Here is a 19,570-nt window from a genome sequence, read left to right on the forward strand (position 1 = left end):
AATGTTTTGCTAAAGTTTTTAGGTAATGGAACAATTATTGATTCCTTTACGTAAATTATAAAAAAGTAGAATTTAAAATTTTTAAAATTTAAAATGAAAACCTTAGTTAAAACGCTTGTATTATTTATTACTGTAAACTTATTTTCCCAAAATGTTATTGAAAAAACAGTTGGAGAATTTAAAGAACTTAAAGTTTACGATTTAATTAATGTGGAGCTTATTCAAGCAAACGAAGACAAAGTTGAAATTACTGGCGATAATAAAGATGACGTTGTAATTGTTAACAAAAACGGCACTTTAAAAATAAAAATGAAGTTAGGCGAATCCTTTGAAGGAAACCAAACGAAGGTAAAATTATACTACACCAAAGTTGATATTATTGATGTAAATGAAGGTGCAACAGTAACTTCAAACGATATAATAAAACAGTTCGAAATAGATTTAAAAGCCCAAGAAGGTGGTATAATTAAAGTACCTGTAGATGTGTCTTTTACTAATGTTAAAGCGGTAACCGGAGGTGTAGTTGAAGTGTTAGGAACTTCTAAAAGTCAAGATATTTCTTTATTAACAGGTGGCGAATATCATGGTAAAGAATTAAATTCCGAAAAAGCTAAAGTATCCATTAACGCTGCTGGTTCGGCATATGTAAAAGCCTCAAAAACAGTAGATGCTAAAGTAAGAGCTGGAGGCGAAATATTTATTTATGGTAAGCCAGAAACAGTTAACGAAAGCAAAATTTTTGGTGGTAGCATAAAGCGTATAGATTAAATTTTAAGCTTTACAACACCTATACATACGTGCTTGTAAAGCTTATTTTTAGTAATTTAGCTATACAACAAACTAAATTTTACCGTTGAAGCTAACTAAATTTTTAAGTTTTGTAGCTGTAATGTATTCTTTTTTTATAGTTACAGCTCAGGAACGCCCGCCTATTCAAATTTTTACACCTTCTCAATATGGTGCAGAAAATCAAAACTGGTCTATTTCTCAAGACCAAAATAAATCTATTTTTATTGCTAATAATAAAGGCTTATTAGAATTTAATGGTGCTAAATGGCGTGTTTATAATTCTCCAAACAAAACTATTATCCGGTCGGTAGCTGTTATTAATAATATTATTTATTCAGGTAGTTTTAGAGAGTTTGGTTTTTGGGAACGCGATAATTACGGAAATTTAAATTACACCTCATTATCTCAACAATTAAACATTCCTTTTTTAGAAGATGAAGAGTTATGGAATATTATTGGGATAGACGATTATGTTCTGTTTCAATCGCTTAACAGAATTTATATTTACAATACTAAAAATAATAACTATTCTATAATCAATTCTAAGGAAACTATTTATCGTTTATTTAAGGTCGACGATTCTATTTATTTTCAAAAGTTAACTAACGGTTTATTCGAAATAGCAAACGGTGAAGCACGTTTAGTTTCAGACCATAACGTTATCAAGAAAAATTTACTCGTTAATGTTTTTAAAAAAAATAATAAATTGTTTTTTTTAACCGAGGATAACGGTTTTTACTATTTAGAAAATAATGAAATAGTATCATGGCAAATTTCCGCAAGTAGTTCCTTAGAAAAATTACGCATTTATAGTAGTAAAAAACTAGAAGACGGAAGTTTTGTTCTAGGAAGTATTTCCGATGGTATTTTACTCTTATCACCTACTGGAGAAATTCTTCATAAAATTAATCAGAAATCTGGTTTAAGTAATAATACGGTTTTATCGGTTTTTGAAGATGTAGAAAATAACATTTGGTTAGGTTTAGAAAATGGTATTAACTGTGTTAATATTAAATCGCCATTTAGTATTTATAACGACACCGAAGGACATATTGGTGCTGTTAATGCTTCAGTTTTACATGAAAATTATTTATACATTGGTACTAACCAAGGGTTGTTTTATAAACGATATAAAAGTAACGAAAATTTTAAGTTTATAAACGGAACACAAGGTGCTGTTTGGTGTTTAAATGTAATAGATAACCAGTTATTTTGTGGTCATAATTCAGGTACATTTTTGGTTAGTAATAATCAGGCTAGTTTAATTTCTAGTGTACAAGGTACTTGGGATATAAAAAAGCTTAACGATAGTATATTAATTCAAGGTAATTATACGGGGTTATATCTTTTAGAAAAAGGTAAAAATACTTGGAAACTTCGCAATAAAATTGAAGACTTTAATATTTCTAGTCGTTATTTCGAAGTACTAAATGGTAAACAAGTTTTTGTAAGCCATGAATATAAAGGTGTGTTTAATATTACACTTAATAACACATTTACCAAAGCAGTTAAAATTTCACAAGAAGCTATTGAAACGGGATTAAAAACCAGTTTAATCAAGTACAAAAACAACATTTATTATTCACAAATTAGTGGCGTTTATAAGTATAATAAATCCAATAAATCTTTTAAGCGTGATTCTATTTTTAGCCAACTTTTTAATAAAAATGAATATATTTCTGGTAAACTTATAGTTGACAAACGAACCAATAAACTTTGGGCAACTTCCTTGTCGGGTTTAAGTTATCTCTCGAGTAGTAAACTTAGTGATACTCCAAAAATTAATCATATAGCCATACCAAGTCATTCTCGAAACGACGTTACTGGTTACGAAAATATTACACATTTAGAAGAAAATAAATTCCTTTATGGAAATTCAACAGGCTACATAATTTTTAATTTAGAACAGGTAAAGCAAAAGCCATTTAAAGTTTATTTAAATCAAGTAGTTAATAGTGCGTTTAAAAATAGAAACGATTCATTAATTTTTGTAAATACCAATAAAGCTCAAAAATTTAAATACGCAAATAATAATATTAGGTTTACTTTTAGTGTTCCAGAGTATCAAAAATATGCCTTTGCGGAGTATCAATATCAATTAGAAGGCATGCGAAATATGTGGAGCAATTGGACTAAAAAACCGGAAGAGTTTTTTGAAAATTTGCCTCACGGAAATTACACTTTTAAGGTCCGTGCAAAAATTGATGGTACACTATCTACAAACACCGAAAGCTATAGTTTTTCTATACTACGACCTTGGTATATTTCTAATACCATGATTGTTTGTTATGGCGTAATGGTGCTGTTATTTTCTTGGTTTATGCATAACCAGTATAAGCGAAGTTTTAAAAAACAACAGAAAAAATTAATTATTAAAAAACAACGTGAACTAGAATTAAAGGAACTTGAAAATAAAGAACAGTTAACCCGTTTTAAAAACGATAAACTGCAGCAAGATATAGAAAATAAGAACAGAGAACTTGGTATTTCTACTATGAACTTAATTAAGAAAAACGAGTTTTTAAATAATCTTAAAAAGGAACTACAAAATGTAAACGATGTTAAGTCTATAAAACGTGTAATTAATATTATTGATAAGAATATTAATAATACAGACGATTGGCATGTGTTTGAAGAAGCTTTTAATAACGCCGATAAAGATTTCCTTAAAAAAATAAAACAACTGCATCCAGAACTCACCTCGAACGATTTACGTTTATGCGCCTATTTACGTTTAAATTTGGCTTCAAAAGAAATTGCACCATTACTTAATATCTCTCCTCGAAGTGTTGAAGTTAAACGTTACCGATTGCGAAAAAAGATGAATTTAAAGCATGAAGCTAGTTTAACCGATTATATTTTAAGTGTATAGTTACTATACATTGTTAATTTCTACCTATACAACACCACAACAAGTGGCTTTTTTAAGCTTTTTGAAGGTTTCGTTAAATCCCTTTATTTAAAGCTAATAACAAGACTTAATTATGTAATTAATAATATTTTTATAGTTTTTTTACGATGTATGTTTTTTGTTGAGGTGTTTTTTAATAATACTTAAAATGTCTTTTGTAATTTTATTTCAAACTAAAACTAAATTTTATGAGACACACGCTAATTAAATGTTTAGCCTTATTCTTATGTGTACTATCCTATGCACAATCTACAAGTGTAAGTGGTATTGTTCAAGATGAAACTGGTTTTCCTGTTCCAGGAGCCAATGTTATCGTTAAAGGGACTGCAACAGGAACAACTACCGATTTTGATGGTAATTTTACACTTAAGGCTAAAATTGGTGAAACTATTACAGTGAGTTACATAGGTTATGTAACTAAACAAATAGTTATTACAGAAAGTAAAAACCTAACCATTACATTACAAGAAGATGTATCGCAACTTGATGAAGTTGTTGTTGTTGGTTATGGTACGCAAAAGAAAAAAGATGTTACGGGAGCTGTTTCTACAGTATCTGCCGAAACACTAGAAGATTTAAAACCTATCGATGCGGCTCAAGCCCTTCAAGGTACATCTGCCGGGGTTTCGGTTACAGCGCCTTCAGGTTCTCCTGGTGGTAATTTTAATATTTTAATTCGTGGCGTTAGTTCCAACCTAAGTAATGGACCTTTAGTTATTATCGATGGTTACAAAGGTGATTTAAATTCCATTAACCCAAGCGACATTGAAACATTTACCATTTTAAAAGATGCGCAAGCGGCAATTTATGGTATTCAAGGTGCTAACGGTGTGGTGTTAGTTACCACAAAATCTGGTAAGAAAAACGCTAAAACTAAAATTAACTACACAGGTTATACAGGTATACAAGAAACCACCAGAAAATTACCATATTTAAATGCTACAGAATACGCTTTAATTTTAAACGAAAGTTACGCAGCCAATGGGCAAGCCTTACCGTACGCAAATGTAAGTGGTTTAGGTACTGGTGTAGATTGGCAAGATCAATTATTCGAAAGTGCACCTATTACAAGCCATAGTTTATCCTTAACCGGTGGTGGCGAAAAAAGTACTTATTATTTTGGTGGTTCTATTTTAGAACAAGATGGAATTATTGCAAGCGAGAAATCTAATTTTCAGCGTGCCAATGCCAAAATTAAATTAAGTTTCGATGTTTCCGATAAATTAAAATTCACAACCTCTGCAAACTACTTTGCTAATAACCGTGGCACTATTGGCGAAAATGCTTTGGGAACGCCCTTGTTTAATGCCTTAAATTATGCACCAACCTATACTTTAAATCAAGAAGATACGAGTGGTTTCTTAGGTAACGAAGTGGTAAACCCATTATCGCAAATTGCGAATACTTTTAACGATTATAAAGGAAGCTCAATAGAAGGGACTTTTCAAGCCGATTATAAACCTATTGAAGGTTTAACCATTACATCGCGTATTGGATTAAAAGCCTACAACGATACAGGTAAAACCTTTGCACCTATTGTAAATTACGGTTCTGGTAAAGTGTTTAATAACGATCGTAGTAGTGTAACACAAACCAAAAATACCAATAATTCTTATACTTGGGATACTTTTGCTACGTACAATAAAGTATTTGGCGATAACCATAATACAAGTTTTACTTTAGGTACAAGTGCCCAACGTGCTTGGGGCGATAATTTACAAGCTACTGGTTTCGATGTGCCTAACAATTCTTGGGAATTTGCCGATATTTCTCTAGCCAATGGTTTAAGCGAAGCAAAATCTACAAGCTCATACATTTACGATACGCGTTTATCGTCTTACTTCGGAAGATTACAGTACGATTACAATAGTAAATATTTATTATCGGCAATGATTCGTCGCGATGGTTCTTCAGATTTCGCACCAGAAAATAGAATCGATTATTTTTATTCTGCTACCGCAGGTTGGAAAATTTCAGACGAAAACTTCTTAAAAGATTCCAACGTTATCAACTTTTTAAAACTTCGTGCCAGTTACGGTACGCTTGGTAATAATGTAGGTCAAGATTTATATCGTGCTTTATTAAGTGGTGAAGCTACTTATGTTTTCGATGGTGCTTTGGTTACGGGAACCGCAAATGGTAGAATTCCAAATCCGGAAGCCAGTTGGGAAACTGCCGAAAAATTAGATATTGGTTTAGATTTAAATTTATTTGATAACAAACTTGAAATTGTTGCCGACTATTTTGTTGAAGATAGAAACGACTTATTAATTGGCGCATTTCCAATTTCAGGAATTATTGGCGCTAGTGCACCTGGTGCTGGTTTACCAACTGTTAATGCTGGTACAACTAGAAATAAAGGGGTGGAGTTATTTTTAAATTATAAACAATTTATTAGTGACGATGTTTCGTTTGGCTTAAGCTATAATGTTACTAAAATTGATGGTGAAGTTACAGCGGTTAACAACAATATTGTGTCCGAAGGTGGTTCGTTTAGTGTTGGGCAACCTGCCATTGCTAGAATGGAAGTTGGGCAGCCTATTGGCTATTTCTATGGCTTAAAAACCGATGGTATTTTTCAAAATCAAGCCGAGGTCGATGCGCATCCTTCGCAATCTGGTTTAGGTGCCGAGGCTGCTCCTGGAGATATTCGTTTTGTTGATGTTAATGGCGATGGCGAAATTACTATCGACGACAGAACGTATTTAGGTAAACCAGTGGCCGATTATATTATGGGACTTAATTTAAGCTTCAATTATAAAAATTTCGATTTTGGAGCTTACATGTATGCCGAGTTAGGTAAAGAAACTGTACGAAACTACGAACGCGATCAGCCTAATGTAAATCGTTTAAATCTGTATTTAAATCGATGGACAGGCGAAGGTACAAGCAACACAGTTCCTCGTGCTACAACTGCCGGAACTACCAATAAATTGTTTTCCGATTTTTATGTTGAAGATTCTTCATTTTTAAGAATTCAAAATATACAATTAGGGTATTCTTTACCTAATGGCGTAATCGAAAAGTTAGGCATGAGTAAATTCCGTTTATATGCTTCTGTAAATAACGCTTTTACATTTACTAAATACAACGGTTACGACCCTGCTGCAACCAATGGTGACGCTATTGGTGGTGGTATCGATTATGGATTTTACCCTATTTCAAGACAATTTATCATTGGTTTAAACTTATCAATTTAATACAGGCATCATGAAAAAATATATAAATAAAACAGTTAAAAGTATACTGCTTGTTTTAGTACTTTTTGGTGCTAATTCTTGCGGCGATTCTTATCTTGAAGAGGTAGATCGTTACAGTATAGATTCCGAGAATTATTTTAATTCCGAAGACGATTATTATCAAGCCCTTGTTGGTGCTTACGATCTGTTACAATCTACATATCTCAATGTTATTTTAGGCGAAATAGCCTCCGATAATACTTTATGTGGTGGCGAAAGTGCTACCGATGTTATTGGTTGGCAACAAATTGATGATATGATTCATACGCCTGTAAATAGCCAACTTAAAAACCTTTGGGATTGGATGTATGCCGGTGTTAATCGCGCTAATTTTATTCTAGAATTTCAAGATAAAACCGATTTTGATGGTAGAGAAATCATTATTGGTGAAGCGCGATTTTTAAGAGCTTATTATTATTTCGAATTAGTAAAATGGTTTGGTCCAATTCCGTTAAAAGAAACACGTTTTCAAATTGGTGATGAAACCAGTTTACCTAGATCAGCGGTGAGCGATGTTTATGCTTTAATTGAAGACGATTTAAAATATGCTATCGATAATTTAGATTATACGGCACCTCAAATTGGAAGAGCAACAAAAGGATCGGCTCAAGCACTTTTAGGAAAAGCCTATTTGTATCAAGATAAATTTTCTGAAGCGGCCACTGTTTTAAATAATTTAATTGAAAACGGACCTTATGATTTGGTTACCGATTACGATACTATTTTCGAAAATGAAGGTGAAAATAATATAGAATCTGTTTTCGAAGTACAATATTCCGATGCAGAAGGTGCTGGTTTCGATTGTTTACAATGTAGTGAAGGTAATGTTGCCGTTGGTTTTAACGGTATTCGTAATTATTCTGGTCCGTTTTTCGATTCTGGTTTTAGTTTTAATGTACCAACTCAAGAAGTGGTTGATGCTTTTGAAGCCGACGATTTACGTAAAGATGTAGCTATTTTAGATATTGAAAATTGGGCAGCTTTAAATGCCGCTACATTTGGTACGGGTTACGAGCATACAGGATATTACAACCGTAAATATATTGCCCGTAAAGGCGATTTAAATACAGGCGATCAAAACCTTACAAACCCTAATAACTACAGAGCCATTCGTTTTGCCGATGTATTGCTAATGGCGGCCGAAGCTTATAATCGCGGGGATATAGACGATACCAAAGCACAACAGTTTTTAAATCGTGTTCGTGCCAGAGCTTTTGGAGATAACAATCATGAGGTTACTTCAACAGGAGCAGCTTTAACCGATGCTATTGCTCACGAACGTCGTGTAGAATTGGTAGGTGAGGGACATCGTTTTTTCGATTTGGTAAGAACCGAAAAAGCGGCACAAGAAATTGATGGATTTACCGCTGGTAAGCACGAAGTTTTTCCTATTCCTTTTGAAGAAATTCAATTTTCTAATGGCAACTGGGAACAAAATCCAAACTACTAAAAAAATAAGACTATGAATGCATTAAAACATATATTTAAATTCTGTCTGGTAACATTATTCCTAGCGAGTTGTGTTCAAGAAGACGATAATACCGATTTTGTAGATAAAATAGCTGCACCATCAAACGTTTCGGCAGCAGTTACTGTAACGCAAGATAATACAGGTTTAGTAACCTTAACGCCGCTTGGCGAAGGTGCCATTAGTTTTGTAATTGATTATGGAGATGGTTCGGGTACATCAAACGAAATTGAACCAGGAGATAGTGTAGAACATACTTATACCGAGGGCACTTACGAAGCTGTAATTACAGGTACAGGTATAAATGGTTTAACTACTACCGTAACTCAACAAGTGGTGGTTTCATTTAGAGCTCCAGAAAACTTGGTCGTTACTATCGAGAACGACGCTGCTATTTCAAAACAGGTAAATGTTACAGCGACTGCCGATTTTGCAACCATGTACGATGTGTATTTTGGAGAAGCAGGAAATGACGATCCGGTTTCTGCTAATAATGGCGAAAGTGTGTCGTATGTGTATCAAGAAGCAGGAACATATACCATTCGTGTGGTATCAAAAAGTGCTGCAATAGCAACTACCGAATATACTGAAGAATTTGAAGTTACGGCAATTCTTCAGCCTTTAAATGCGGCGCCAACGCCAATGTCGCGTAACGCAGAAGATGTTATTTCTATTTATAGTGGTGCCTATACCAATGTAGAAGGTACAAATTATTTCCCAGATTGGGGACAAGCAGGACAAGGTAGCGGTTGGGCAGAATTCGATTTAAATGGCGATACCATGTTGCAATACATTAATTTAAGTTACCAAGGTATTGCTTTAGCAGATGGTACTTCGGTGGATGTATCAGGTATGGAATATCTGCATCTTGATGTTTGGACAGCCGAAGGTATTAACACTATCGAAACCTCACTTATTAATAATGCAGGAGGAACAGTAACCGAAGCTCCTGTAGTTTCTGCCTTAACAGCAGGCGAGTGGACTAGTATTGAAATTCCAATTTCAGATTATACCGACCAAGGACTTACCGTTACCGAAATTTTCCAATTAAAATTCGTAGGCGATCCTTGGGCTTCTGGTACAGTGTTTATTGATAATATTTATTTCTACAAAGCTCCTTCAATGGTTGCTACTGGTTTAGCTGGAACATGGAAACTAGCCCAAGAAGCTGGAGCTTTAGGTGTTGGTCCTGCGGTTGGAGATATTGGCTGGTGGAATTGTGATGCCGATTGTGTTGATTTAAGAGCGTGTTACTACGACGATACTTATGTATTTGGAACCGATGGCTCTTTTACAAATAATTTAGGTAGCGAAACCTGGACCGAAGGTTGGCAAGGTGGCAGCGATTCTTGTGGAGCACCAATAGCACCACACGATGGCTCTAACCCTGCAACTTATGTTTATAATGAAACTGCAGGTACAGTTACACTTAATGGTACAGGCGCATTTATAGGGCTTGCAAAAGCTGTTAATACCGGTGAATTAAGTAATCCTGCCGATGCGCCAGTTTCGGTAACTTATAATGTTGATTTTATAGATGCTAACACCATTTCGGTTTATATCGAAGCCGGTGCAGGTGTATTCTGGCAATATAAATTGGTTAGAGATGGTGCAGTGGTTTCACCAGTTGCAGGCACTTGGAAATTGGCCGAAGAGGCTGGTGCTTTAGGTGTTGGTCCTGCTGTAGGTGATACAGGTTGGTGGAATTGTGATACCGATTGCGTAAGCGCAAGAGCATGTTATTACGACGATACCTATGTATTTGGAACCGATGGCTCTTTTACAAATAATTTAGGTAGCGAAACTTGGACCGAAGGTTGGCAAGGTGGAAGTGATTCTTGTGGAACACCAATAGCTCCACATGATGGTTCTAATCCTGCAACTTACGTATACGATGAAACGGCTGGAACAATTACACTTAATGGTACAGGTGCATTTTTAGGACTTCCAAAAGCCGTTAATGGTAGCGAGTTAAGTAATCCATCAAATGCGCCAGCTTCTGTGGTTTATAACATGACGTTTATCGATGCTAATACCATGTCGGTTTATATTGAAGCCGGTGCGGGTGTGTTCTGGCAATACAAACTAGTAAGAATTTAAACTAAAAAGAAAATGAAACATATTAAAATAAATATAGCAATTATACTTTCATTGGCATTACTAGCTTTTAATTGTCAGGAAGATGATGCTACAATTGGAGATATTATGGCGCCAAATACTGTTGAAATTACAGCTGAAATTGTTGGTGCAGATAGCGATAATCCAGACGGTGATGGTAGCGGATTTGTAAATTTAACTGCAACGGCAAATAATGCGGTTAGCTATAAGTTCGATTTTGGTGATGGTTTAAGTGAAGTAGCCCCTTCGGGCATAATAACACATCGTTTTACTACTGTGGGAACCAATACTTACACTGTTGTGGTTAATGCTGTTGGAACAGGTGGTTTATCCTCTAGTACGGCTATGGAAGTAACTGTGCGAAGCGATTTTGACGATCCGGAGTTAAAAGAATTATTATCTGGCGGCTCATCTAGAACTTGGTATTTAGCTGCTTCCGAAGTTGCACATTTAGGTGTTGGCCCTGGAAATATTAGTGTAGATGCCGAAGGATTTTGGTATCCAAAGTGGTATGCAGCACAACCATTCGAAAAGTGTAGTGAGGAAATTAGTGACTGTTTATGTGACGATGAATTTACCTTTACTTTAGATGCTAACGGACAATTAACTTTCGAGTTAGATAATAACGGATTCACTTTTTTTAATGCAGGGCATCAAGGTGTTGTTGGTGAAAATGCTGGTGAAGACGCCTGTTTTGCTTACGACACATCTGGATCTAAAATTGTATCGCTTGCACCTTCTTTAACCGATTGGACTACCGTTCCAGATCCCGATTTTGTGGCACGTGGAACTTCTATAAATATCGCTGAAGGCGGATTTATGGGTTACTATGTTGGTTCTTCTGTTTACGATGTTATTTCTGTATCCGACACCGAATTATATGTGAGAACTTTAGATGCAAACGATTCTGGCTTAGCTTGGTATCATAAATTTCAAACTAGTCCTGCCGAAAATGAGTTTGAAACTGTTTTTACCAACCTTGTTTGGCAAGACGAATTTGATACTCCTGGAGCTCCAGATGCTACAAAATGGACCTACGATTTAGGTGCAGGCGGTTGGGGAAATAACGAAGTACAAACTTATACCAACAATGCGGAAAATGTTATTGTTGAAGATGGTTTACTTAAAATTACAGCAAAAGCCGATGGTTCTGGAGGTTATACTTCTGCTCGATTAAAATCTCAAGATTTACAAGAGTTTACTTATGGTAGAGTAGAAGTGAGAGCAAAATTACCAGCGGCACAAGGTACATGGCCAGCTATTTGGATGCTTGGAGCAAATTTCGATACGGTTGGATGGCCAGCGTGTGGAGAAATAGATATTATGGAGCAAACCGGTCAAGATAAATTTAATACTTCTGCGGCTTTACATTTTCCTGGAAACTCTGCAGGCGATGCTATTACCGAAGAAACATCAAACGAAACTGCAACAACAGAATTTCATAATTATACTGTGGAATGGACTTCAACTGCCATTAAAGTTCTAGTTGATGATACCGTGTTTTTAAGTTGGGCAAATACATCAGATTCTGCTTTTAATGCCGACTTCTTTATGATTTTAAATGTAGCAATGGGAGGTACCTTAGGAGGAACTATCGATCCAGCATTTACTCAAGATACTATGGAAATCGATTATGTAAGAGTTTATCAATAAGATATGAAGCAGTTAAAAATATACGCTCTAGTTGTTTTATTTGCGGCTTTAAGTTGTGGTAAAAATAAGGAGGTCATAAAAGATGAAAACAGTTCTGTTTCTTCAAACATAGATAGTAAAGTTGACTCGTTACTTTCTAAAATGACTTTAGAAGAAAAAATAGGACAAATGAACCAGTACAATGGGTTTTGGGATGTTACAGGGCCAACTCCGGATAATGGTGATGCAGGAAAAAAATACGAGCATTTGCGCAAAGGTTATGTAGGTTCTATGCTTAATGTAACAGGAGTTGAAAATGTGCGTGCGGTACAAAAAATAGCGGTTGAAGAAACCCGATTAGGCATTCCGCTTATAATTGGTTTCGATGTTATTCATGGGTTTAAAACTTTGAGCCCAATTCCGTTGGCAGAATCTGCTAGTTGGGATTTAGAGGCCATAAAAAAATCGGCTGAAGTTGCAGCACTTGAAGCTTCTGCTGCAGGTATAAATTGGACTTTTGCGCCAATGGTCGATATTTCTCGCGATGCGCGTTGGGGTCGTGTTATGGAAGGCGCTGGCGAAGATCCGTTTTTAGGTTCTAAAATTGGAGTAGCTAGAATAGAAGGTTTTCAAGGATCCGATTTAAGTAAAAACAATACCGTTGCCGCTTGTGCAAAACATTGGGCAGGCTATGGTTTTGCAGAGGCTGGTAGAGATTACAATACAGTTGATGTGGGTACATCTACTTTAAACAATATTATTTTTCCACCGTTTGAAGCTGCTGTAAATGCTAATGTAAGAACCTTTATGAATTCTTTTAACGAGTTAAACGGCATTCCGGCAACAGGGAATAGTTATTTACAACGCGATATTTTAAAAGGAAAATGGAATTTTGATGGTTTTGTTATTTCCGATTGGGGCTCTATGATAGAAATGGTAAATCATGGTTTTGCGAAAGATAAAAAACAAGCTGCTGAACTATCCGCTATTGCAGGATCAGATATGGATATGGAATCGTATGCTTATGTTTCAGAATTAGCAAATTTGGTTAACGAAGGTAAAGTTTCAGAAGATTTAATAAATGATGCTGTTAAACGTATTTTACGCGTAAAATTTGAGTTAGGTTTATTCGACGATCCTTATAAATACTGCGATTTGGAGCGTGAAAAAGAAGTCACAGGAAGCCAACAAATTCACGATGCTGTTCTAGATATGGCTAAAAAATCTATAGTGCTTCTAAAAAATGAAAATAATATACTTCCATTAAAAAAAGAAGGTCAAAATATAGTTGTAATTGGTGCTTTAGCTAACGATAAAACAAGTCCGTTAGGAAGCTGGAGAATAGGAGCAGAGGATGGTACAGCGGTATCTTTTTTAGAAGGCATGCAACACTATCCTAATAACAAAATTAGTTACGCAAAAGGAGCTAATGTAATTACTGGAGACGCTTCTTTTCCTTTTGAATTAAATATTAATACTACTGATAAAAGTGAGTTTAGTAAAGCAGTTTCAACAGCTAAAAAGGCAGATGTGGTTGTTATGGTTTTAGGAGAACACGCTTTTCAAAGTGGTGAGGCTCGAAGCAGATCAGAATTAGGTTTACCAGGTGTTCAACAAGAATTGTTAGAAGCGGTTTATGCTGTTAATAAAAACATAGTTTTGGTGTTAAATAATGGTCGTCCACTAACTATTCCGTGGGCAGATGCCCATATTCCAGCTATTGTAGAGGCGTGGCATTTAGGTACACAAAGTGGTAATGCTATTGCTCAAGTTCTTTATGGCGATTATAACCCAAGCGGTAAATTACCAATGACGTTTCCAAGAAGCGTAGGGCAAGTGCCTATATATTACAACTATAAAAACACAGGAAGGCCAACCGCAAACGAACCAAATAGTGTGTTTTGGTCGCATTACACCGACGTGAGTAACACGCCGCTGTATCCGTTTGGTCATGGTTTAAGTTATACAACGTTTCAATATGCTAACTTAAATGTAACTGTTAAAAGTGGAAATGAAGTTGAGGTATCTTTCAATTTAAAAAACACAGGAAGTATAAAAGGTAAGGAAGTAGCTCAGGTTTACATTCGCGATTTATTTGCAAGTGTAACACGTCCTGTAAAAGAATTAAAAGGTTTTGAGTTAGTTGAACTAGAGCCTGGTGAAGCAAAGCAAATTACTGTAACATTAACCGAAAAAGAACTTGGTTTTTATAATAATTCTGGTGATTATGTTGTAGAACCTGGAGATTTTACAGTGTTTGTTGGTGGTAGTTCTAACACGGCTTTAGAAAGCAATTTTACACTATAAAAGATGAAATCAAGTTTAGTTATTGTTTTTTTTCTAAGTTTTTTTTCTTGTAAAGGTCAGGATACAGAATTACTATGGGAAGAAAATTTTGATGGAAACACTTTAAATGAATCCTTTTGGAATTTCGAGCTAGGTAATGGGTGCCCAAACTTATGTGGTTGGGGAAACAACGAGCTTCAAGAGTATACAAAAACCAATCATAAGGTAGAAAATGGTTTACTTACTATTACTGCAAAACATAAAGATTCGGTGTATTCTTCAACACGAATAACAACCAAAAATAAATTTCAATTTAAATATGGCAAAATTGAAGCTAGAGCTAAATTACCTGTTGGTAAAGGCTTGTGGCCAGCTTTTTGGATGTTAGGTAGTAATATTGATGAAGTGGGCTGGCCGAAATGTGGTGAAATAGACATTTTGGAATATGTGGGTAAAGAACCGCATAAAATTTTTAATTCGTTGCACACAAAAAACAGCCATGGTAATACCATAAACACTAAAAAGACAAAAATTGATAATATAGAGGAAGGATTCCATGTTTATGCAGCCAATTGGACCGAAACTAAAATTGAGTTTTTTGTAGACAATAAGTTGTTATACACGTTTGCGCCAGATGAATTAGAGAATGATAATATTTGGCCTTTTAAGCAGTCTTTTTACGTTATTCTAAACTTGGCAATTGGTGGTAATTTTGGTGGTCCAGAGGTTGATGATTCTATTTTTCCGCAAGAATTTGTAATAGATTATATAAAAGTGTATAGACATAAAAATTGAATAGTTTCTGATTAATAGCACTTAAAACGTTTAGTTTTTAGTTTGTTTGTAGTTTGATAAGCGAGGTTGTTTTTACAATCTCGCTTTGTTTTTGTTAAATGAAAGTTTAAATACTTTCTCTTAAATTAAAAAAAAGCTTTATTTTGTAATTAAACCACCACAGCATTTATGTTCGACGATATTTTAGCAGCTATTCCTTTTGGTATTATTTTATCTTTTACAATAGGGCCTGTATTTTTTGTTTTACTGGAAACCAGTGCTACAAAAGGAATAAAAAGTGCTTTAATATTTGATTCTGGAGTTATTCTTGCCGATATACTGTTTATTTTAGTTGCTTTTTTTAGTACCAATAAACTTTTAGATAAAATTAAAGACGATCCTAATTTTTTAATTTTTGGAGGTGTGTTATTAACGGCTTATGGTGTTATTACTTTTATAAAAACTTCAAAATCGTTTAGGGAAATTGTAAGAGAATATCATAAAGTAGAGATTAAAAAAGGCTACGGTAAGCTATTTTTAAAAGGTTTCCTGCTCAATTTTATAAATATTGGGGTGTTATTAGGTTGGGTTGCTTTTATTGTATTAGCAAATAGCTTAACAAGCTCTAAAAATGGAGTAATTGTTTTTTTGTCAACTATTTTAATAGTGTATTTGTTGGTAGATATTATTAAAATAATTATTGCTAAAAAATTGAAGAATAAGCTCACGCCAAGAGCCATTTTTAAAACTAAAAAAATAATAGCTCTAGTTATTTTAGGTTTTGGTATTTTACTACTGGTTCAAGGGTTTTTTCCTAAGGAAAAGGAATTAATAAAAGAAAAGTTCGAACAAATTAACCCTATTAACGGATAGCGTAAAGTTGGTTTTACCAAGAGAAAACCCTTTCGAATTTTCTCTTGTAAACCAGTATTTTAGTAATTATTTTTTGTCTCCAAAATAAGAAACGCCATCACCAGTTAAGAAATCTTCTCTTACTGGGCTAAAAGTATCAATTAAAATTCCAGCTTCTAAACAAACAGCGCTGTGTAATAAGTTTGGCTCGATATAAACACCGTCTCCAGCTTCAACAATTTGTTTTACGCCATCAATTTCAAATTCAAATTTACCAGAAGCGCAGTACGTTGCTTGTGTATGAAAATGTTTATGAGGAGAACCTAAAGCTCCTTTTTCAAAATTTACTTGAACCATCATTATTTGGTTGTCGTATCCTAAGAATTTTCTAGATACACCACCGCCAAGGTCTTCCCATTCCATGTCTTTAGTAATGATGTACTTGTCGCTAAATCTTTGCATGTTTTTATATTTTTAGTTATTTCTTTTGCAAGATAATTTATTTCTACGGAAGTTAAAATGTCAAAAGTTAGAATTTTAAATTCTACATAGTTTAAAAAAGTTTTTAAATAAAAAAAGCTTCCAGAAATACTGAAAGCTTTTTATTTTGAGGCGTCTAGCGGATTCGAACCGCTGTACAAGGTTTTGCAGACCTCTACCTAGCCACTCGGTCAAGACGCCGTAATTGGAGTGCAAATGTAAAAAAAAATAAGACTATTTTATACCTAAGTTTTATTTTTTCCTTTTATCTGTCATTTTTATGGTCACTTTAGCCACATCGCCACCAATTGGCGGGTTTAATTTACTTACCCAAACTGTTGCTTTTTTAACTAATTTGTCTTCGTTAAAAATACGATCTAAAATGCGTCTTGCCACCGTTTCAAGTAAATGTGAAGGTTTAGCCATTTCTTCTTTTATAATACGGTTTAAAAAAACATAATCTACCGTATCGCTTAATTGATCGGTTTTTGCCGAAGGTTGTAAATTCGCCTCAACTTCTAAATCTACGCGGTAATCGCTGCCAATTTTAGTTTCTTCTTTTAAACACCCATGATAGGCAAACACACGAATGTTTTCAACTTTTATAATTCCCATACTGCAAAAATAATACTTTTTCATTCCTGCGAAGCCAGGAATTTTTAGTTTGTAAAAAAGTCGAAAATATTACCTAACGCACTGGTTTTTGTTTTGTAAAATTCGGTAAACGTACATTTTTTACAAGTAACCGATGAGAATTTTTTGTTTTGCACATCAAAAATTTTAGCAAACCTTCCTCCAGTAGCGCGCATTTCGTCAATTTCATAAGAGGTATTTCCACATTTAGGACAACTATAATTCATTTTAAAAAGGTTTTAATTAATATTTACATAGTATTAGTGCAATCTTTCTCTATTTTGTTACGAATTTCATTAATTTTACGCTTTATATTAAGTACAGTTTATATATGTCTGAAGAAACAAAATCGCTCAACTTTATAGAGCATATTATTGAAGAAGATTTAGCTAACGGATTAGCTAAAGATAAACTACGTTTTCGTTTTCCGCCAGAGCCAAATGGCTATTTACACATTGGGCATACTAAAGCTATTGGTATTAGTTTTGGTTTAGGATTAAAGTATAACGCACCAGTAAATTTAAGGTTCGACGATACAAACCCAGCAAAAGAAGAACAGGAATATGTTGATGCAATTAAAAAAGATGTCGCTTGGTTGGGTTACCAATGGGAAAACGAATTATACTCTTCAGATTATTTCCAGCAGTTGTACGATTGGGCTGTTCAATTAATAAAAGATGGTAAAGCTTATGTAGATTCGCAATCTAGTGAAGCTATGGCAGAACAAAAAGGAACACCAACACAACCAGGAGTAGATGGACCTTACAGAAATAGAACTGTTGAAGAAAATTTAGACCTTTTTACACGCATGAAAAACGGCGAGTTTGAAGAAGGCGAACATATTTTACGTGCTAAAATTAACATGCAACATACCAATATGTTAATGCGCGACCCTATTATGTATCGTGTTATTAAAAAAGATCATCATAGAACAGGAAGCGATTGGTGTATTTACCCAATGTACGATTGGACGCATGGCGAAAGTGATTATATCGAGCAAATTTCGCACAGTTTATGTTCGTTAGAATTTAAACCACACCGTGAGCTTTACGATTGGTTTAAAGACCAAGTTTATCCATACTCTAAAGCAGAATACCCTATGTTGCCTAAGCAACGCGAATTTGCACGTTTAAACCTAAGTTACACCATAATGAGTAAACGTAAGTTGCTTAAGTTGGTTGAAGATAAAGTGGTTTCTGGTTGGGACGACCCAAGAATGCCAACCATTTCTGGATTACGTCGTCGTGGATATACGCCAGCATCATTACGTAAATTTGTAGATACTGTTGGGGTTGCTAAACGCGAAAATGTAATTGATGTAGCGCTTTTAGAGTTTTGTATTCGTGAAGATTTAAACAAAATTGCGCCACGAGTTATGTCGGTTTTAAATCCGTTAAAAGTAGTTATTACCAATTATCCCGATGGAAAAGAAGAATGGTTAGATGCCGAAAATAATCCGGAAGATGAAAGCGCAGGTTCTAGAAAAGTACCGTTTTCAAAAGAAATTTACATCGAACAAACCGATTTTAAAGAAGAAGCAAGTAGCAAATATTTCAGATTAAAATTAGGTGGCGAAGTTAGGTTGAAGAATGCCTATATTATAAAAGCAGAAAGCGTTGTAAAAGATGCAAACGGTAACATTACTGAAGTGCATTGTACTTACGATACCGATACTTCTAAAAAAGTAAAAGGGACCTTGCATTGGGTATCTATAAAACACGCCATAAAAGCAGAAGTTAGAGAATACGATCGTTTGTTTATGGATGAAGCTCCTGATAGCCACGACGGAAAAGATTTTATGGAGTTTTTAAACCTAAATTCTTTAAAAGTAATTGAAGCATTTGTAGAGCCAAGTTTAGCCGATGCTAAAGTAGGCGAGCAGTTCCAGTTTCAACGTTTAGGTTATTTTAATGTAGACGACGATTCTAAACCAAACGCTTTAGTTTTTAATAAAACTGTTGGTTTACGCGATAGTTGGGCAAAACAAGCACCAAAACAAAACACCGAGCAAAAACCACAACAAAATAAGCCACAACAGCAACGTAAGGCGATTAATGTGGTACAACAATTGGGTAAAAAATACACCAATTATCCGCCAGAAAAACAAGAAAAAGTTAAAGCCGAAATTTTAGAATTAGCAAAAGACGTTAGCTACGACGAGTTAGAACCGCTATTTAACACCGCAGTTAAAAAAGTAGGAACGCGTATTGCAGCGATGTTAGTTTTACAAGTAAAATTAAATGAAGGCCAAGAAAAAAACGAAGCAATTAATAGTTTTATTGAAAAAGCTTTAAATGATAAAAATGAATTATTGGTTGCCGAAGCTCAACTACTTTCTTAAATAAAGACATGTAATTATTTCATATAACAAAAGACTGAGAATTGTAT

At 34.5% G+C, this 19,570-nt stretch carries 13 protein-coding genes and 1 tRNA gene; 10 read left to right on the plus strand and 4 right to left on the minus strand.

Going from position 1 to position 19,570, the window contains the following annotated elements; genetic code table 11:
• Positions 1 to 93 precede the first annotated feature (93 nt).
• The 9 genes from LG651_RS03230 to LG651_RS03270 all read left to right on the plus strand — a co-directional run bounded on the left by LG651_RS03230 (position 94) and on the right by LG651_RS03270 (position 16,090).
• Entirely contained in the window at positions 94 to 768 is a 675-nt protein-coding gene (locus LG651_RS03230) for a head GIN domain-containing protein (protein ID WP_226694714.1), read from the plus strand.
• An 85-nt stretch (positions 769 to 853) separates the two neighbouring features.
• A complete protein-coding gene (locus tag LG651_RS03235; protein ID WP_226694715.1) occupies positions 854 to 3,661 on the plus strand; it encodes a helix-turn-helix and ligand-binding sensor domain-containing protein in 2,808 nt (935 codons plus the stop codon).
• A gap of 227 nt (positions 3,662 to 3,888) precedes the next feature.
• Complete coding sequence (locus tag LG651_RS03240; RefSeq protein ID WP_226694716.1) at positions 3,889 to 6,900, plus strand: SusC/RagA family TonB-linked outer membrane protein; 3,012 nt, start codon at positions 3,889 to 3,891, stop codon at positions 6,898 to 6,900.
• 10 nt (positions 6,901 to 6,910) lie between these two features.
• Positions 6,911 to 8,389, plus strand: a complete 1,479-nt coding sequence (locus LG651_RS03245; RefSeq protein ID WP_226694717.1) for a RagB/SusD family nutrient uptake outer membrane protein — start codon at positions 6,911 to 6,913, stop codon at positions 8,387 to 8,389.
• Positions 8,390 to 8,401: 12 nt separating this feature from the next.
• Entirely contained in the window at positions 8,402 to 10,507 is a 2,106-nt protein-coding gene (locus LG651_RS03250) for a PKD domain-containing protein (RefSeq protein WP_226694718.1), read from the plus strand.
• A gap of 12 nt (positions 10,508 to 10,519) precedes the next feature.
• Positions 10,520 to 12,178, plus strand: a complete 1,659-nt coding sequence (locus tag LG651_RS03255) for a family 16 glycosylhydrolase (protein WP_226694719.1) — start codon at positions 10,520 to 10,522, stop codon at positions 12,176 to 12,178.
• Positions 12,179 to 12,181: 3 nt separating this feature from the next.
• Entirely contained in the window at positions 12,182 to 14,464 is a 2,283-nt protein-coding gene (bglX, locus tag LG651_RS03260) for a beta-glucosidase BglX (RefSeq protein ID WP_226694720.1), read from the plus strand.
• Positions 14,465 to 14,467: 3 nt separating this feature from the next.
• Positions 14,468 to 15,238, plus strand: coding sequence for a glycoside hydrolase family 16 protein (locus LG651_RS03265; RefSeq protein WP_226694721.1), 771 nt, complete (start codon positions 14,468 to 14,470; stop codon positions 15,236 to 15,238).
• Between the two features lie 168 nt (positions 15,239 to 15,406).
• Entirely contained in the window at positions 15,407 to 16,090 is a 684-nt protein-coding gene (locus LG651_RS03270) for a LysE family translocator (protein WP_226694722.1), read from the plus strand.
• A gap of 66 nt (positions 16,091 to 16,156) precedes the next feature.
• Here the strand turns inward: LG651_RS03270 and LG651_RS03275 are convergent, their stop codons facing one another.
• The 4 genes from LG651_RS03275 to LG651_RS03290 all read right to left on the minus strand — a co-directional run bounded on the left by LG651_RS03275 (position 16,157) and on the right by LG651_RS03290 (position 17,409).
• Positions 16,157 to 16,531, minus strand: a complete 375-nt coding sequence (locus tag LG651_RS03275; RefSeq protein WP_226694723.1) for a cupin domain-containing protein — start codon at positions 16,529 to 16,531, stop codon at positions 16,157 to 16,159.
• 148 nt (positions 16,532 to 16,679) lie between these two features.
• Positions 16,680 to 16,750, minus strand: a tRNA-Cys gene (locus LG651_RS03280).
• 51 nt (positions 16,751 to 16,801) lie between these two features.
• Positions 16,802 to 17,164: a dihydroneopterin aldolase gene (gene folB / locus LG651_RS03285; protein ID WP_226694724.1), complete on the minus strand. Its 363-nt coding sequence runs from the start codon at positions 17,162 to 17,164 to the stop codon at positions 16,802 to 16,804.
• A 44-nt stretch (positions 17,165 to 17,208) separates the two neighbouring features.
• Positions 17,209 to 17,409 (minus strand): zinc ribbon domain-containing protein, encoded by a 201-nt coding sequence (locus tag LG651_RS03290; protein ID WP_226694725.1) that lies wholly within the window; start codon positions 17,407 to 17,409, stop codon positions 17,209 to 17,211.
• Between the two features lie 104 nt (positions 17,410 to 17,513).
• Between LG651_RS03290 and LG651_RS03295 the strand changes: the two genes are divergently transcribed.
• Positions 17,514 to 19,523, plus strand: a complete 2,010-nt coding sequence (locus LG651_RS03295; protein WP_226694726.1) for a glutamine--tRNA ligase/YqeY domain fusion protein — start codon at positions 17,514 to 17,516, stop codon at positions 19,521 to 19,523.
• Positions 19,524 to 19,570 lie beyond the last annotated feature (47 nt).

It is taken from the genome of Neotamlana sargassicola (genome assembly GCF_020523965.1).
GTDB classification, from domain to species: domain Bacteria; phylum Bacteroidota; class Bacteroidia; order Flavobacteriales; family Flavobacteriaceae; genus Neotamlana; species Neotamlana sargassicola.

Bases quoted from the DNA above. Each gene is read 5' to 3' on its own strand.
- LG651_RS03270 (WP_226694722.1), top strand. From the start codon at position 15,407: ATGTTCGACGATATTTTAGCAGCTATTCCTTTTGGTATTATTTTATCT.
- LG651_RS03295 (WP_226694726.1), top strand. From the start codon at position 17,514: ATGTCTGAAGAAACAAAATCGCTCAACTTTATAGAGCATATTATTGAA.
- LG651_RS03240 (WP_226694716.1), top strand. From the start codon at position 3,889: ATGAGACACACGCTAATTAAATGTTTAGCCTTATTCTTATGTGTACTA.
- LG651_RS03230 (WP_226694714.1), top strand. From the start codon at position 94: ATGAAAACCTTAGTTAAAACGCTTGTATTATTTATTACTGTAAACTTA.
- LG651_RS03255 (WP_226694719.1), top strand. From the start codon at position 10,520: ATGAAACATATTAAAATAAATATAGCAATTATACTTTCATTGGCATTA.
- bglX (WP_226694720.1), top strand. From the start codon at position 12,182: ATGAAGCAGTTAAAAATATACGCTCTAGTTGTTTTATTTGCGGCTTTA.
- folB (WP_226694724.1), bottom strand. From the start codon at position 17,164: ATGGGAATTATAAAAGTTGAAAACATTCGTGTGTTTGCCTATCATGGG.
- LG651_RS03265 (WP_226694721.1), top strand. From the start codon at position 14,468: ATGAAATCAAGTTTAGTTATTGTTTTTTTTCTAAGTTTTTTTTCTTGT.
- LG651_RS03250 (WP_226694718.1), top strand. From the start codon at position 8,402: ATGAATGCATTAAAACATATATTTAAATTCTGTCTGGTAACATTATTC.
- LG651_RS03245 (WP_226694717.1), top strand. From the start codon at position 6,911: ATGAAAAAATATATAAATAAAACAGTTAAAAGTATACTGCTTGTTTTA.
- LG651_RS03275 (WP_226694723.1), bottom strand. From the start codon at position 16,531: ATGCAAAGATTTAGCGACAAGTACATCATTACTAAAGACATGGAATGG.
- LG651_RS03290 (WP_226694725.1), bottom strand. From the start codon at position 17,409: ATGAATTATAGTTGTCCTAAATGTGGAAATACCTCTTATGAAATTGAC.